The organism is Methylobacterium sp. Leaf456, assembly GCF_001425465.1.
In the GTDB taxonomy this organism is placed as follows: Bacteria; Pseudomonadota; Alphaproteobacteria; order Rhizobiales; family Beijerinckiaceae; genus Methylobacterium.
Genome location: NZ_LMQV01000003.1, coordinates 38,884 through 51,866, shown reverse-complemented (window position 1 = coordinate 51,866; position 12,983 = coordinate 38,884). Strand labels below are relative to the sequence as shown.

General features: G+C 70.1%; 15 protein-coding genes. 7 read left to right on the top strand and 8 right to left on the bottom strand.

The window, feature by feature from the left end:
* Window positions 1-31: 31 nt before the first annotated feature.
* Window positions 32-343 carry a cupin domain-containing protein gene (locus ASG52_RS04575; protein WP_056239709.1) on the bottom strand — a complete coding sequence of 104 codons (312 nt, stop codon included), beginning with the start codon at window positions 341-343 and terminating at the stop codon, window positions 32-34.
* A 43-nt stretch (window positions 344-386) separates the two neighbouring features.
* Window positions 387-1,571, bottom strand: coding sequence for a hypothetical protein (locus ASG52_RS04570; protein ID WP_056239706.1), 1,185 nt, complete (start codon window positions 1,569-1,571; stop codon window positions 387-389).
* Window positions 1,572-1,650: 79 nt separating this feature from the next.
* Here ASG52_RS04570 and ASG52_RS04565 point away from each other — a divergent pair, with 79 nt between their 5' ends.
* The 3 genes from ASG52_RS04565 (at window position 1,651) to der (ending at window position 4,618) form a co-directional block, all read left to right on the top strand.
* On the top strand, window positions 1,651-2,256 hold the full coding sequence (locus tag ASG52_RS04565; RefSeq protein WP_056239701.1) for an NnrU family protein: 606 nt from the start codon (window positions 1,651-1,653) through the stop codon (window positions 2,254-2,256).
* Between the two features lie 114 nt (window positions 2,257-2,370).
* A complete protein-coding gene (locus ASG52_RS04560; RefSeq protein WP_056239696.1) occupies window positions 2,371-3,084 on the top strand; it encodes a tetratricopeptide repeat protein in 714 nt (237 codons plus the stop codon).
* 190 nt (window positions 3,085-3,274) lie between these two features.
* Window positions 3,275-4,618, top strand: coding sequence for a ribosome biogenesis GTPase Der (der, locus tag ASG52_RS04555; RefSeq protein ID WP_056239686.1), 1,344 nt, complete (start codon window positions 3,275-3,277; stop codon window positions 4,616-4,618).
* Between the two features lie 10 nt (window positions 4,619-4,628).
* On the opposite strand, the gene ASG52_RS04550 is transcribed toward der, so the two are convergent.
* Window positions 4,629-5,753 (bottom strand): carboxylate-amine ligase, encoded by a 1,125-nt coding sequence (locus ASG52_RS04550; protein WP_056239683.1) that lies wholly within the window; start codon window positions 5,751-5,753, stop codon window positions 4,629-4,631.
* 106 nt (window positions 5,754-5,859) lie between these two features.
* Here ASG52_RS04550 and ASG52_RS04545 point away from each other — a divergent pair, with 106 nt between their 5' ends.
* Window positions 5,860-6,243, top strand: a complete 384-nt coding sequence (locus ASG52_RS04545) for a nuclear transport factor 2 family protein (protein ID WP_056239680.1) — start codon at window positions 5,860-5,862, stop codon at window positions 6,241-6,243.
* A 9-nt stretch (window positions 6,244-6,252) separates the two neighbouring features.
* On the opposite strand, the gene ASG52_RS04540 is transcribed toward ASG52_RS04545, so the two are convergent.
* The 4 genes from ASG52_RS04540 to ASG52_RS04525 form a co-directional block, all read right to left on the bottom strand.
* Window positions 6,253-6,663 carry a dihydrofolate reductase gene (locus ASG52_RS04540; RefSeq protein ID WP_056239679.1) on the bottom strand — a complete coding sequence of 137 codons (411 nt, stop codon included), beginning with the start codon at window positions 6,661-6,663 and terminating at the stop codon, window positions 6,253-6,255.
* Window positions 6,664-6,729: 66 nt separating this feature from the next.
* On the bottom strand, window positions 6,730-7,473 hold the full coding sequence (locus ASG52_RS04535) for an SDR family NAD(P)-dependent oxidoreductase (RefSeq protein ID WP_056239672.1): 744 nt from the start codon (window positions 7,471-7,473) through the stop codon (window positions 6,730-6,732).
* 3 nt (window positions 7,474-7,476) lie between these two features.
* Complete coding sequence (purF, locus tag ASG52_RS04530; protein WP_056239669.1) at window positions 7,477-8,952, bottom strand: amidophosphoribosyltransferase; 1,476 nt, start codon at window positions 8,950-8,952, stop codon at window positions 7,477-7,479.
* A gap of 146 nt (window positions 8,953-9,098) precedes the next feature.
* Window positions 9,099-9,701 (bottom strand): CvpA family protein, encoded by a 603-nt coding sequence (locus ASG52_RS04525; protein ID WP_056239667.1) that lies wholly within the window; start codon window positions 9,699-9,701, stop codon window positions 9,099-9,101.
* 139 nt (window positions 9,702-9,840) lie between these two features.
* Here ASG52_RS04525 and ASG52_RS04520 point away from each other — a divergent pair, with 139 nt between their 5' ends.
* The 3 genes from ASG52_RS04520 (at window position 9,841) to ASG52_RS04510 (ending at window position 11,485) form a co-directional block, all read left to right on the top strand.
* Entirely contained in the window at window positions 9,841-10,524 is a 684-nt protein-coding gene (locus tag ASG52_RS04520; RefSeq protein WP_056239663.1) for a queuosine precursor transporter, read from the top strand.
* A gap of 103 nt (window positions 10,525-10,627) precedes the next feature.
* On the top strand, window positions 10,628-10,846 hold the full coding sequence (locus ASG52_RS04515) for a DUF2188 domain-containing protein (protein ID WP_056239661.1): 219 nt from the start codon (window positions 10,628-10,630) through the stop codon (window positions 10,844-10,846).
* A gap of 21 nt (window positions 10,847-10,867) precedes the next feature.
* The gene (locus ASG52_RS04510) at window positions 10,868-11,485 is read left to right on the top strand and encodes a hypothetical protein (protein ID WP_056239658.1); all 618 of its coding nucleotides are present in this window, start codon (window positions 10,868-10,870) and stop codon (window positions 11,483-11,485) included.
* Window positions 11,486-11,501: 16 nt separating this feature from the next.
* On the opposite strand, the gene radA is transcribed toward ASG52_RS04510, so the two are convergent.
* Window positions 11,502-12,932 carry a DNA repair protein RadA gene (radA, locus tag ASG52_RS04505; protein WP_056239655.1) on the bottom strand — a complete coding sequence of 477 codons (1,431 nt, stop codon included), beginning with the start codon at window positions 12,930-12,932 and terminating at the stop codon, window positions 11,502-11,504.
* Window positions 12,933-12,983: the final 51 nt, after the last annotated feature.

Genomic DNA, 12,983 nt, shown 5'->3' with positions numbered 1-12,983 from the left:
GGGGGGTGGATGGGACGGCCCCAAAACCGTCTCAGCCCGAAAAATTCGTCTCGACCAGCACCGTTGCGGTGTCGAACGACGCCGCGTGCCACGTGCCCGCGGGGAAGTGGAACAGGCTGCCCGCGGCGAAGGCCACCCGGCCCTGCTCGGTCTCCAACGTGCCCGAGCCCTCGATCACCTGTACGAACTGCTCGTGGTCGTGGCTGTGGCGCGGCGCCTCCGTCCCCGCGGGAATCGACACCCGCACGAGACTCGCGCCCTTGCCCTCCAGACTTCGCTTCGCCACGCCCGAGGGCGCGCGGGTCGCCGGCAGATCGGTCCAGGGCAGGCAGTGGCGGGTCATGCGCGGGCTCCGGGTTTCGCCCGCGAGGTAGGCGGCGCGCCCCTCAAGGCCAGACCTTGATGGCGACCGACCGGCGCACGAGGTCGCGATCCGAGGTGATCGTGCAGCCCTCGACCCGCAGCGTCGCGTAGGTGAGGAGCGCCCGCTCGCCGACATCGTCGAAGTTGCGGCCCTCGGCCTCCGGATCGATGAGCGACGGGTAGGCGATGAGGCGCGGCCCCGCCTTGCACGGGTCGTCGTAGAGCGTGGCGCCGGCCACAGCCAAGCGCGGCACGTCCCAGGTCAGGAGATCGCGCGAGGTCGTCCAGTAGAAGCCGGATTCCGCGAAGGCGCCGCCCTTGGCCGCCATGAACACCGCGATCCACGCCCCCGTGCCGCGCTGGCGCACCACCGCCCCGACCGGGCCGGGAAACGGCCCGACCGGGCGGCAGGTGTCGGCGAGCTTCACCGCCTTGCGGTACGGATCGGGAAAGGCCGCGGTGAAGCCGGTGCCGGTCCAGGCGCGCCAGCGGGTGGGGTCGGCGGGGTCGTCCGAGCGAAACAGGCAGACGCCCGCCGGCTGGTCGCTGCCGGGCCGGTCCCAGCCGGTGGTCGAGGCCAGGAAGGTGCGCCAGCGCCCGTCGCCGACGATGTTGGAGGGGTTGAAGAAGCCCCGATGCCGGCCCTGCTCCTCCTCCTGCCGGAACGGCGCCCCGGCGACGACCACGGGCGGTTTCGTCTGCGCGAAGGTCGCGCCGCCGTCGCGCGAGGCGGCGGCGGTGATCGTGTTGTACCAGCACTCCATGTACACCTTGGAGCGGCAGCGGCCCTCGTGCTCGTTGGCCTGGAACTCGTGGTGGATCAGCGCCGCGACGTTGGCGCCGTCCTCGGTCCAGGTGGCGGTGATCCACGAGCGGTCGTCGTAGAGCGCCGGATCGCTTTTGCCGCCTGAATCGAGCACGACGCGGCAATCGATCTTGAGACTGTCGAAGTCGGGGCCCCGCAGCGCGCGGTTGCGGTAGTGCAGGCCGAACATCGCGATCCCGCCGGACGCATCGCGGAAGGCGCGGGAGGGGGCGTCCGGCACGTCGGCCCCGTCGCAGGCATCGCGGGTCGCCGAGAACATCAGCCGTTCCGGCCCGGTCACGGTCAGCGCCGAGAGCGGCGGCTCGACGGCGCGGCCCCCGAGCGGCACGAGGCCGCACGAGACGGCCAGCAGCACGGAGAGGGGGCGGAGCAGCCTGGACATCCCATCAGGATTGCGTTTTGAACCGTTACAGGAAGCTTGTCCGGATCGGCCGGCGCAGGCGCCGTCCACAGGCCGCCCCATGCTCGTTCTGATCCTCGGCCTCGTGCTGTTCCTCGGCACCCACGCTTTCTCGATGGCACGGGCCAAGCGCGCCGAGGTGATCGGGCGCGTCGGCGAGCAGCGCTACAAGCTCGGCTACACCCTGCTCTCGGTGCTCGGCCTCGCGCTCACCGCCTACGGCTACGGGCTGTATCGGCAGGAGGGGATGATCCCGGTCTGGTCGCCGCCGACCTTCACCCGCCACCTCGCGGTGCTGCTGACGCTGTTCGCCTTCATCAGTCTGGCCGCCACCTACCTGCCTGGGCACATCCGCACCCGGCTGAAGCACCCGATGCTGCTCGCCGTGAAGATCTGGGCGACCGCGCATCTGCTGGCCAACGGCGATCTCGGCTCGATGCTGCTGTTCGGCGCCTTCCTGGCCTGGGCGGTCGCCGCCCGCATCAGCGCCAAGCGCCGCGCGCTGACCGCAGGGCAGGTGGCCGCGCAGCACGGCGGACAGGCCGCGCCCGCGGGCTGGCGCAACGACGCCATCGCCGTGGTGGTCGGCCTCGTGGCGTGGTTCGTGTTCGCGAAATACCTGCACCCGCTGCTGATCGGCGTCGCGGCTTGGCCGGGGCAGGCGTAAGACGACCCAGCGAAAAATCCAAAAAATTTCGCCAAACCGGAGGCTCTGTGCTAGGCGCGGGCCCGACGACGACAGGCGAGGCGAGCGCGGCCCGCGAGGGACGCACGGATACAGATGGCCGAGAACAACGAGTTCATCCGCGAGGTCGACGAGGATTATCGCCGCGACCGGTTCATCCAGATCTGGAAGCGCTACAATGCGCTGATCATCACCGGCGCGATCCTGCTGGTGGCCGGCGTCGGCGGCTGGAACTACTGGCGCCACGCCGAACTGGTCCGCGCCGAGGCGACCTCGGAGCGGTTCGACCGGGCCAACCGCCTCGCCAAGGACGGCAACACCGCGGACGCCGAGCGCGATTTCGCCGCGATCCAGGCGGACGGCCCGGCGGGCTATGCGCTCCTCGCCCGCTTCCGCAACGCCGCCGAGGCGGGCAAGCGCGATTCTGCGGCAGGCGCCACCGCCTACGACGCGCTCGCCGCCGACAAGGGTGCGGGTGACGCCTTGCGCGACCTCGCTCGGCTCCGCGCCGCCCTGCTGCGCCTCGACGGCACCGATCAGGCCGCCGCGCTCACCCAGCTTCAGGGCCTCGCCACGCCCACCGGCACCTTCCGCCACACCGCCCGCGAGATGCTGGGCCTGACGGCGCTCCGCAAGGGCGACATCGAGGGCGCCGGTCGCTGGTTCGACCAGATCGCGGGCGACAACGACACCCCGCAGGGCCTGCGCCAGCGCGTCGAGATCTACGCCGCGCTGGTTGCGGGCGGGCCGGTCACGGTCACCGAGGCCAAGCCCGAGAACGCCGCGCCCCCGCCGCCGATCACCCGCTGACCCGTCCGTCCTTGCGAGGCGAGGCGTAAGCAGTCCGGAGCGTGACCTCTCCGGATAGGGCGCGCCCTGGATCACTCCGCCCCCGCGCGCAATGACGGCATACCCTCCGGGCGATGTTCGCTCGTCCCGGAATGCCTTATCCTCACGAAGACCAGCGCGTCCCCTCGGCCGCGCCGAAAGACAGACTCCCATGGACCTGCCGACCGTCGCGATCGTCGGACGCCCGAACGTCGGCAAATCGACCCTGTTCAACCGGCTGGTCGGGCGCAAGCTCGCGCTGGTGGACGACCGCCCCGGCGTGACCCGCGACCGGCGCGAGGGCGACGGCTCGATCGGCGACGTCGCCTTCCGCATCATCGACACCGCCGGCCTCGAACAGGCTGACGCCGACTCGCTCTTGGGCCGCATGCGCGCCCAGACCGAGGCCGCGATCCTCGAATCCGACGCGGTGCTGTTCGTCATCGACGCCCGCGCCGGCGTGCTCCCCGCCGACCGGCCCTTCGCCGAACTGGTGCGCCGGGCCGGCATCCCGGTCATCCTCATCGCCAACAAGGCCGAGGGCGGGGCCGGCATGGCCGGCGCCTACGAGGCATTCTCGCTGGGGCTCGGCGACCCGATTCCCTTCTCCGCCGAGCACGGTGAGGGCCTCGGCTCGCTGCAGGATGCGCTTCGCGACGTGCTCCCTGAGCCGGACGAGGACGACGAGGACGACGGCGAAGGCGGCAAGGGCCTACGCGTCGCCATCGTCGGCCGCCCCAACGCCGGCAAGTCGACGCTGATCAACCGCATGATCGGCGAGGACCGCCTGCTCGTCGGCCCCGAGGCCGGCATCACCCGCGATTCGATCTCCCTCGACTGGGAGTGGCGCGGCCGCAAGATCAAGCTGCACGACACCGCCGGCATGCGCCGCCGGGCCCGCATCGATGACAAGCTCGAAAAGCTCGCGGTCTCGGACGGGTTGCGCGCCGTGCGCTTCGCCGAGGTGGTGGTGGTGCTCTTGGACGCCACCATCCCGTTCGAGAAGCAGGATCTCACCATCGTCGATCTCGTCGAGAGCGAGGGGCGCTCCCTGGTGATCGGCCTCAACAAGTGGGACCTCGTGGCCGACCAGCCCGGTCTGCTCAAGACGCTGCGCGAGGACTGCACCCGCCTGCTGCCGCAGGTGCGCGGCGTCTCGGTGGTGTCGCTCTCGGGGCTCGGCGGCGAGGGGATCGACAAGTTGATGCAGGCGGTGGTGGACGCCTCCGAGGTGTGGAGCCGCCGCGTCTCGACCGCGCGGATCAACGCATGGCTCACCGACGCGCTCCAGCGCAACCCGCCGCCCGCGGTCTCGGGCCGGCGCATCAAGATCCGCTACGGCACCCAGGTGAAGAGCCGCCCGCCGCACTTCGCCCTGTTCGGCAACCAGCTCGACGCCCTGCCGAAATCCTACACCCGCTACCTCGTCAACGGCATCCGCGAAGCCTTCGAGCTGCCCGGCACGCCGATCCGGCTGTCGCTGCGGACGACGAAGAACCCGTTCGAGAAGGGCTGAGGCGCGGGGGCTAACCTGCCCGCGTCGTCTCGGCCAGCCAATCCACCACCGCGTCCAGCGCTTGACGGTTGCTGGTGTCGCCGCCACGCGCCGCCTCGAAGGCAGCAATCTGGCGCTCGGCGCTGGTGCCCTCGCGGACGATGCGGCGGGCGTCGGCCACCTCCGCCGCGCAGCCGAGCGCCGCGGCATCCTCGGCGATCAGCGATAGCAGCGTGTCGAGCGCTTGCGCGAACGGAAACGCCTCCTCCGAGGCCTCGTCGATCAGCTCGGCCTCGGTGCCGCTGCGCTGCGCCCGCCACAGGTTCTCGGCGGCAATCGCCCGCGACACGCCGGTGAGCCCCGCATTGATGTCCGGGCGCCGCTCGACGAGGCGCACGAGGCAGCGGAACAGCGCCGCCACGACGATGGCGTCGGACAGCCGCGTGCAGGAATCGGCGATGCGCAGTTCCAGCGTCGGGAACTTGATCGAGGGGCGCAGCGACCACCACAGGAAGCTGGCATCCTGGATCGAGCCGGCCTTGGTCATGATGCGGACGTAGCGCTCGTAAGATCCCGCATCGCCCATCAGCTCCGGCAGGCCGGTGCGGGGGAGTTCGCCGAAGGCGCTTAGGCGATAGGCCGAGAGCCCCGTCGGCTTGCCCTGCCAGAACGGCGAGGAGACCGAGAGCGCGAACAGCAGCGGCTGGAACGGCAGCAGCCGGTCCATCAGCCCGACGCGGGCGTCCGCGTCCTTCACCTCGACATGGACATGCATGCCGCAGATCAGGCTGCGCCGCCCGGCGAGGCCCACGTCGCGCAGGATGCCGCGGTAGCGGTCGCCCTTGGTCGGCAGCTGGCGCGCCCAGTCGGCGATCGGATGGGTGCCGGCGGCAAAGACCAGAAGCCCGTGCTCGGCCCCGATCTCGGCGAGTTGCCGCCGCTGCCCCAGCAGCGCGGCATGGGCCGCGGAAAACGCGGTCGAGGGCGGGGTGCAGACCTCGACCTGGCATTGCAGCAGTTCGCGCCCGATCTCCGGCAGCCGCTCCCCCGCCTCGACATGGAACGGCTTGACCGACCGCCGCGGCGTGCCGCGCGTCTCCGCATCGGCGAGGAAATACTCCTCCTCGATCCCGAACCGGTACGCGTGGACACTCATCCGCCGTCTCCGAACCATGGCCGCGGACCGCGCGGGTGCCTTTATATGGCTCAGAGCGCGCGAGCGTTCCCTGGGCTCGCCCGAGACCGCTCACACAGGACACCGCATGGCCGACCTCGCGCGCAACAAGGCGAATGTGATCGCCTTCTACGAGTTGATGTTCAACGCCTGCCGCCCGCGCGAGGCGATCGAGCGTTATGCCGGTGCCGACTACATCCAGCACAACCCGCACGTCGCCACCGGCAAGGACGGGTTCGTCGCCTATTTCGAGCGCATGGCGCGCGAATGGCCGGGCAAGCGGGTCGAGGTGAAGCGGGCGGTGGCCGAGGGCGACCTCGTCGTGCTGCATTGCCGCCAGCACTGGCCTGGCGACCAGGACTACGCGGCCATCGACATCTTCCGCCTCGACGCGGACGGCCGCATCGTCGAGCACTGGGACGTGCTGCAGATCCTGCCGGAAGATTCCGCCAACCCGAACGGGATGTTCTGAGCGACTGGATTACCCCTGCCGCAACGCTCCACCCACCAGCCAAGCCGGATCGAACCAGCGGTCCGCCTCGCCGTCATAGGGCAGCCGCGTCACGTCCCAGTGCTGGATGTATGGGGCGTAGACGTTCCACACCGCGATCCCGCCGCCGACGAAGATGCGGCGGCCCGGATAGCGCTTCAGCACCTCTTCCGGGTCCTCGTGCGAGCGGATCACGTCGATGGTGCGGTCCTTGAACGCGAACGCGGGTACGGACGCCACCGTCTTGGGGCCGGCGATCAGCACGTGGCCCATGGTCAGCGCGAAGAACCGCGTCACGTCCTCCACGAACAGCGGATCGGTGTTGCCCTCCCAGGGCAATTGCCCGTCGAGGCCGAGCTGGCCCCGCTGGCCGATGGCGCAGATGCAGCGGACGTCGATCATCGATGAACCCTAGAAGAAAGAACGGGCTCTGCCCGAATCCAGCCGGGGCCTTGGCCCCGGACCCCGTTACTCGGGGGCGCGGAAACTTAAGGTCCGGTCGCTTGGGAAATCGTAGAGGCGGCCGGTCTCGTTCCATGAAGGCGACGAGAGGCGCACGAAGTGCGGCGCCAGTTCCTCCGGCGTGCGCAGGGTCTCCGGGTCCTCGCCCGGCATGGCCGAGCGGCGCATCGCCGTGCGCAGCGGGCCGGGATTGAGCAGCATCGCCCGGATCGGGCTCGTCTCGGTCTCGGAGGCGTAGGTGCGCACCATCGCCTCCAGGGCCGCCTTGGTGACCGCGTAGGGTCCCCAGTAGGCCCGCGCCTTGTGCGCCGCGCCAGAACTCACGAACACGGCCCGGCCGGCATCCGAGCGGCGCAGCAGCGGGTCGAGCGAACGGAGCAGGCGCCAGTTGGCCGTCACGTTCACGTCGAGCGTCTGCTGCCACACCTTCGGGGTGATGTGGGCGAGCGGCATCAGCGCGCCGAGCACGCCCGCATTGCCGATCAGGATATCGAGCCGACCGAAGCGTTCGTTGAGCGCCGCGCCGAGTCGGTCGATCGCGTCCCAATCGGTGAGGTTCAGCGGCACCAGCGTCGCGGAGGAGCCGACCGCCCGGATCGCGTCGTCGAGGTCCTCCAGCGCCCCCTGCGTGCGGGCGACCGCCACGACATGCGCGCCGGCCTCCGCCAGAGCCAGGGCCGCCGCCCGGCCGATGCCGCGCGAGGCGCCGGTGACGACGGCGATGCGGCCGTCGAGGGTCTTATCCGCCATGGATCAATCCGCCTCGGCCAGCATCGCCAGCCGCTTCGGCCCGGCGATGGCGAGGTCGGTCAGTGCGGTCGGGTACTGCCCGGTGAAACAGTGGTCGGTGTATTGCGGGCAGGCCTCGTCGCGGGCCTCCTCGCCCATCGCCCGGTACAGGCCGGGGATCGACAGGAAGGCGAGCGAATCCGCGCCGATGTACTTCCGCATCCCCTCCAGATCGTGGGTGGCGGCCAAGAGCTTCTCGCGCTCCGGCGTGTCGATCCCGTAGAAATCCGGATAGGTGATCGGCGGCGAGGCGATGCGGAAATGCACCTCGCGGGCGCCGGCATCGCGCATCATCTTCACGATCTTCACCGAGGTGGTGCCACGCACGAGGCTGTCGTCCACCAGCACGATGCGCTTGCCCTCGATCGCCGCGCGGTTGGCCGAGTGCTTCATCCGCACGCCGAGTTCGCGCACGGTCTGGGTCGGCTGGATGAAGGTGCGCCCGACATAGTGGTTGCGGATGATGCCCATCTCGAACGGCAGGCCCGCCTCCTGGGCAAAGCCCAGCGCGGCCGGCACGCCGGAATCCGGCACCGGCACGACGATGTCGGCGTCCGCCGCCGCCTCGCGGGCGAGTTCGCGGCCGATGCTTTTTCGCACGGCGTAGACGCTCTTGCCGTTCACCACCGAGTCGGGGCGGGCGAAGTAGATGTATTCGAAGATGCACGGGCGCATCGGCCGCTTCTCGGCGAAGCGGATCGATTCGACGCCCTCTTCCGAGATCACGACGATCTCGCCGTTCTCGACATCGCGGATGAAGCGGGCGCCGATGATGTCCAGCGCGCAGGTCTCTGAGGTGAGGATGTAGCGCCCGTCGAGTTCGCCGAGCACCAGCGGGCGGATGCCCATCGGGTCACGGGCGCCGATCAGCTTCTTGTTGGTCAGCGCGACGATGGCGTAGGCGCCCTCGATCCGCTGAAGCGCGTCGATGAAGCGCTCGACGATGCGGGGCTTTCGCGACCGGGCGGCCAAGTGAAGAATCACCTCGGTGTCCGAGGTCGATTGCGTGATCGCGCCGTCCTGCACCAGCTCCCGACGGATCGACAGCGCGTTGGTCAGGTTGCCGTTATGCGCCACCGCCAGCCCGCCGCCGGCGAGTTCGGCAAACAGCGGCTGGACGTTGCGCAGGATCGTGCCGCCGGTGGTCGAGTAGCGCACGTGGCCGATGGCCGAGCGGCCGGCCAAGCGCTCGATGGTGCCGCGGTCGGAAAAATTGTCGCCGACGAGGCCCTGGCGGCGCTCGGAATGGAAGACGCCGTCGTCGTAGGAGACGATGCCGGCGGCCTCCTGGCCGCGGTGCTGCAGGGCGTGGAGCCCGAGCGCCGTAATTGCCGAGGCGTCGTCGTGCCCGTAGATGCCGAAGACGCCGCATTCCTCGCGAAGCGTATCGCCGTCGATGTCCCAGTCATGGGACTCGACGCTCGCGCTGGCAGCTGACATGTCGCTCTCGAATCCTGGCGGCGCGGGCGGAACCGCGCTCCCGCGTCCGGCACGGCGTAAACGGTCGGAACCGTTCGGGTCCGGGACCGTCGTGAAACCGTTACCTAGGCGGGGATCGCACCGCAACCAAGAGCGATTCCAGCATATCAGCGTTTCGGCGCAGGCGCCGTCGGAGCGGCATCGCTGCGGCGCTGGGCCGGCAGGTCGGTCTCCGGCGGGGGCTCCTCGGCCGGCCCGTCCTTGGGCTTGCGCAACTGCTTCAGGAAGCCTTCCGGGTTGTCGGGCAGTTGCGCCACCAGCGCCTCGCCGGAGCTTTCGAGCAGCGGCTTGCTCTTCGCCTGAGCGGCCCAATCCGGCACCTTGCCCTGGACGAGCCACGCCAGGAACACCCAGCCGATCACACAGATCAGGAAGCCGCGGCCGGCCCCGAACACGAAGCCCAGCGAGCGGTCGACCGCGCCGATGCGCGAGTCGAGCACGAGGTCGGACACCTTCACGGTGATGAGCGAGACGACGATCAGGGTGGCGAGGAAGATCGCTCCGATCGAGGCGACCAGCGCCACGGTATCGCTGGAGACGTGCTGCTTGACGGTGGGCAGCAGCATCGGATGCAATGACCACGCGAGCGCGGCCGCCGCCACCCAGGCGATGATGGCAAGCACCTCGCGGGTCACGCCGCGCACGGCGGCCAGCAACGCGGACACGAGCACGATGCCGAGCACCACGAGGTCGAGGACGGAAAACGGCATCGCTGGTTACGCTGGTCCGGGGCGGGAGACGCAAGTGCGGCCGCGGCGGCTCCCCCGGACCGCGCGCCCTCAGTCGTTTCCACCGATATACCCCGGCCGAACTCGGCCGTCACCTTCGGGCTGGCGGAGCCTCTGAGGCGTGGTCGCACCCGCTCCCGCCCCCCGCTATCTCGTACCGATCGCCGGACTGTTCAGCGGGGTGCTGATCGTCTCGCTGATCCTGTCGGGCAAGATCGCCGAGGTCGGCGGCGTCACCTTCACGGCCGCCGTGATCGTCTTCCCGCTCTCCTACCTGTTCGGCGACGTGCTGACCGAGGTCTACGGCTATGCCAGCGCCCGCAAGGTGGTCTGGGCGGGCTTCGCCGTGCAGGTGGTGTGGATCGTCAGCTACTGGGTCGCCGCTGCGCTGCCGCCGGCCCCGTTCTGGGCGCACCAGCAGGCCTTTGAGACGGTGCTCGGCGCGACGCCGCGCATCGCGGTGGCGGGCATGAGCGCCTACCTCGTCGGCGAGTTCCTGAACGCCTACGTGCTGGCCCGGCTTAAGCTGGCGCTCGGCGGGCGGTTCGTGGGTTTTCGCCTCATCGCCTCGACGGTGGTGGGGCAGGCGGTCGATTCCGCCCTGTTCCTGACGCTCGCCTTCGCCGGCACGCTGCCTGCGTCCGAACTGGTGCGGCTCGGCCTCTCGGTCTGGCTGCTGAAGGTCGCCTGGGAGGTGCTGGCGCTGCCCCTCAGCCTGCCGCTGATCGCGTGGCTGAAGCGCGCGGAAGGCGTGGATGCCGACGACCGCGGGACGGACTTCAACCCGTTCAGCCTGAGGGGGTGAGGCACCGACCGGACCCATCGCACCGCCGCGGTGATGCAACTGGAGCGTAGCTGACGACCGATCGGCGTGTTACGATCTCCAAGATTGGTTCGGAAGGACGGCGATGGCCAAGAAGGGTCAGCATGTCATGCCCGCGCTCGGGGGCGGATGGGCCGTCCGGCGGACCGGCGCCGTGCGTGCCTCGAAGACCTTCCCGACCCAGGACGCCGCGATCGACTATGCCCGCGGCAAGGCGCGCGCGGAGCAGGCCGACCTCTACATCCATCGGGCCGATGGGACGATCCAGGGACGCAACAGCTACGGCGACGGCCCCGCCCGCTGACGCGCCTTCGGACGGCCGACGGTGTCCTTCGAGACCTCCATCTTCGTGAACTGCCCGTTCGACGAGGACTACCTGCCACTGCTCCGGCCGTTGCTGTTCTGCGTGACGGACCTCGGATTCGCGCCGCGGATCGCCCTGGAGCGGTTGAACTCGGGCCGTCCCCGGATCGAGAAGATCATCGGGCTCATCCGCGACTCGAAATACGGCATCCACGATCTCTCGCGCCTGAAGGCAGAGCGGGAAGGCGAGTTCTACCGCCTCAACATGCCGTTCGAACTCGGTCTCGATGTCGGCTGTCAGACCTTCGGCGGCGCGGCCTTCGAGGGAAAGCGCTGCCTGATTCTCGAAGCGGAGCGGTACCGTTATCAGGCGGCGCTATCCGACCTCTCGAACTCCGACATCGCCGTCCACGGCAACCAGCCGACGGAGGTTTTGACCCAGGTCAGGAACTGGCTTGCGGCGGAGGCCGGGCTGCGGTCGCCGGGGCCGGCCCGGATCTGGAGCCGCTTCTTCGACTTCATGTCCGACAACTACGCAAGCCTGAAGGAACGTGGCTTCTCGGACCGCGACATCGAGCAGCTTCCGGTCCCCGAATTGCTGGCCTGCATCGTCGAGTGGTGCCGCACGCATCCGCTCTGACGGCGGCGTCCGACGCTTACATCTCCTCCTCGTAGCGCACGGCCTTCGGACGGCCGCCGCCGCGGCGCGGCGCCCCCGAGGCGATGCCGGCCACGAGGTCGGCGATGTGGCGGAGCGCATCCGTCGGCAGCGCCCGATCTCCGACCTCGCCGCGGCCCTGCGGCGTCACCGCCTTGCCGAACCCCAGTTTCAGCGCCTCCTTCAGCCGGGCCGGCGCCTGCGAGACCGGGCGCACGGCTCCCGAAAGGCCGAGTTCGCCGAAGAACACCGAGTCGGACGGCAGCGCCGACCCCGACAGCGAGGAGACGAGGGCGGCGGCGACCGCCAGATCGGCCGCGGGCTCGGAGATGCGCAGGCCCCCGGCGACGTTGAGATAGACGTCGTGGCCGCCGAGCCGGATGCCGCCATGGGCCTCCAGCACGGCGAGCACCATCGACAGGCGGTTGGGGTCCCAGCCGACCACGGCACGGCGCGGCATGCCGAGCGAGGAGGGGGCGACCAGCGCCTGGATTTCCACGAGGAGCGGGCGCGTGCCCTCCATCCCGGCGAAGACGGCGGTGCCCGGCGCGGCGTGATCGCGGCCGGCCAGGAACAGGGCGGAGGGGTTGGGCACTTCGGCGAGCCCCGCATCCGTCATCTCGAACACGCCGATCTCGTCGGTCGGCCCGAAGCGGTTTTTTACGGCGCGCAGAATCCGAAAATGGTGGCCCTGGTCGCCTTCGAACGAGGCCACCGCATCGACCATGTGCTCGACCACGCGGGGCCCCGCGATCTGCCCGTCCTTGGTGACGTGGCCGACGAGAATCACCGCCGTGCCGGTGGTCTTGGCGAAGCGGATCAGGGCCTGGGCCGAGCTTCGCACCTGCGTGACCGTGCCGGGGGCCGATTCCACCGTCTCGGTCCACATGGTCTGGATCGAGTCGATGATGACGAGCGCGGGCGGGTGCCCCTGCGACAGCGTCTCGACGATGTCCTCGACGTTGGTCTGCGCTGCGAGCTCCACCGGGTATTGGGCGAGGCCCAGTCGCTCGGCGCGCAGCCGCACCTGCCCCACCGCCTCCTCGCCGGAGATGTAGGCGACACGTTCGCCGCTTTTCGCCATGGCGGCGGAGGCCTGCATCAGCAGGGTCGACTTGCCGATGCCGGGATCGCCCCCGAGCAGGATCACCGAGCCGCGCACGAAGCCGCCGCCGGTGACGCGATCCAACTCGTTGATGCCCGCGGGCGTGCGCGGCGCCTCCTTGGCCTCGCCGGTCAGCCCTTCGAGGGGAAACACCCGGCCCCGCGCCCGCGAGGGACGCGTCGCGGCGGGGCCCGATTGCGGGCCGGCGGCGGCGGCCTCCTCCTGGATCGTGTTCCAGCCGTTGCAGGCCTCGCAGCGCCCGCGCCAGCGATTGTAGACCGCCCCGCAGGACTGGCAGACGAAGGTCTGTTGGATCTTGGCCATGTGGGAGCGGACTCTTCGAACACCCCACCCGCGCCCCTCATCCTGAGGTGC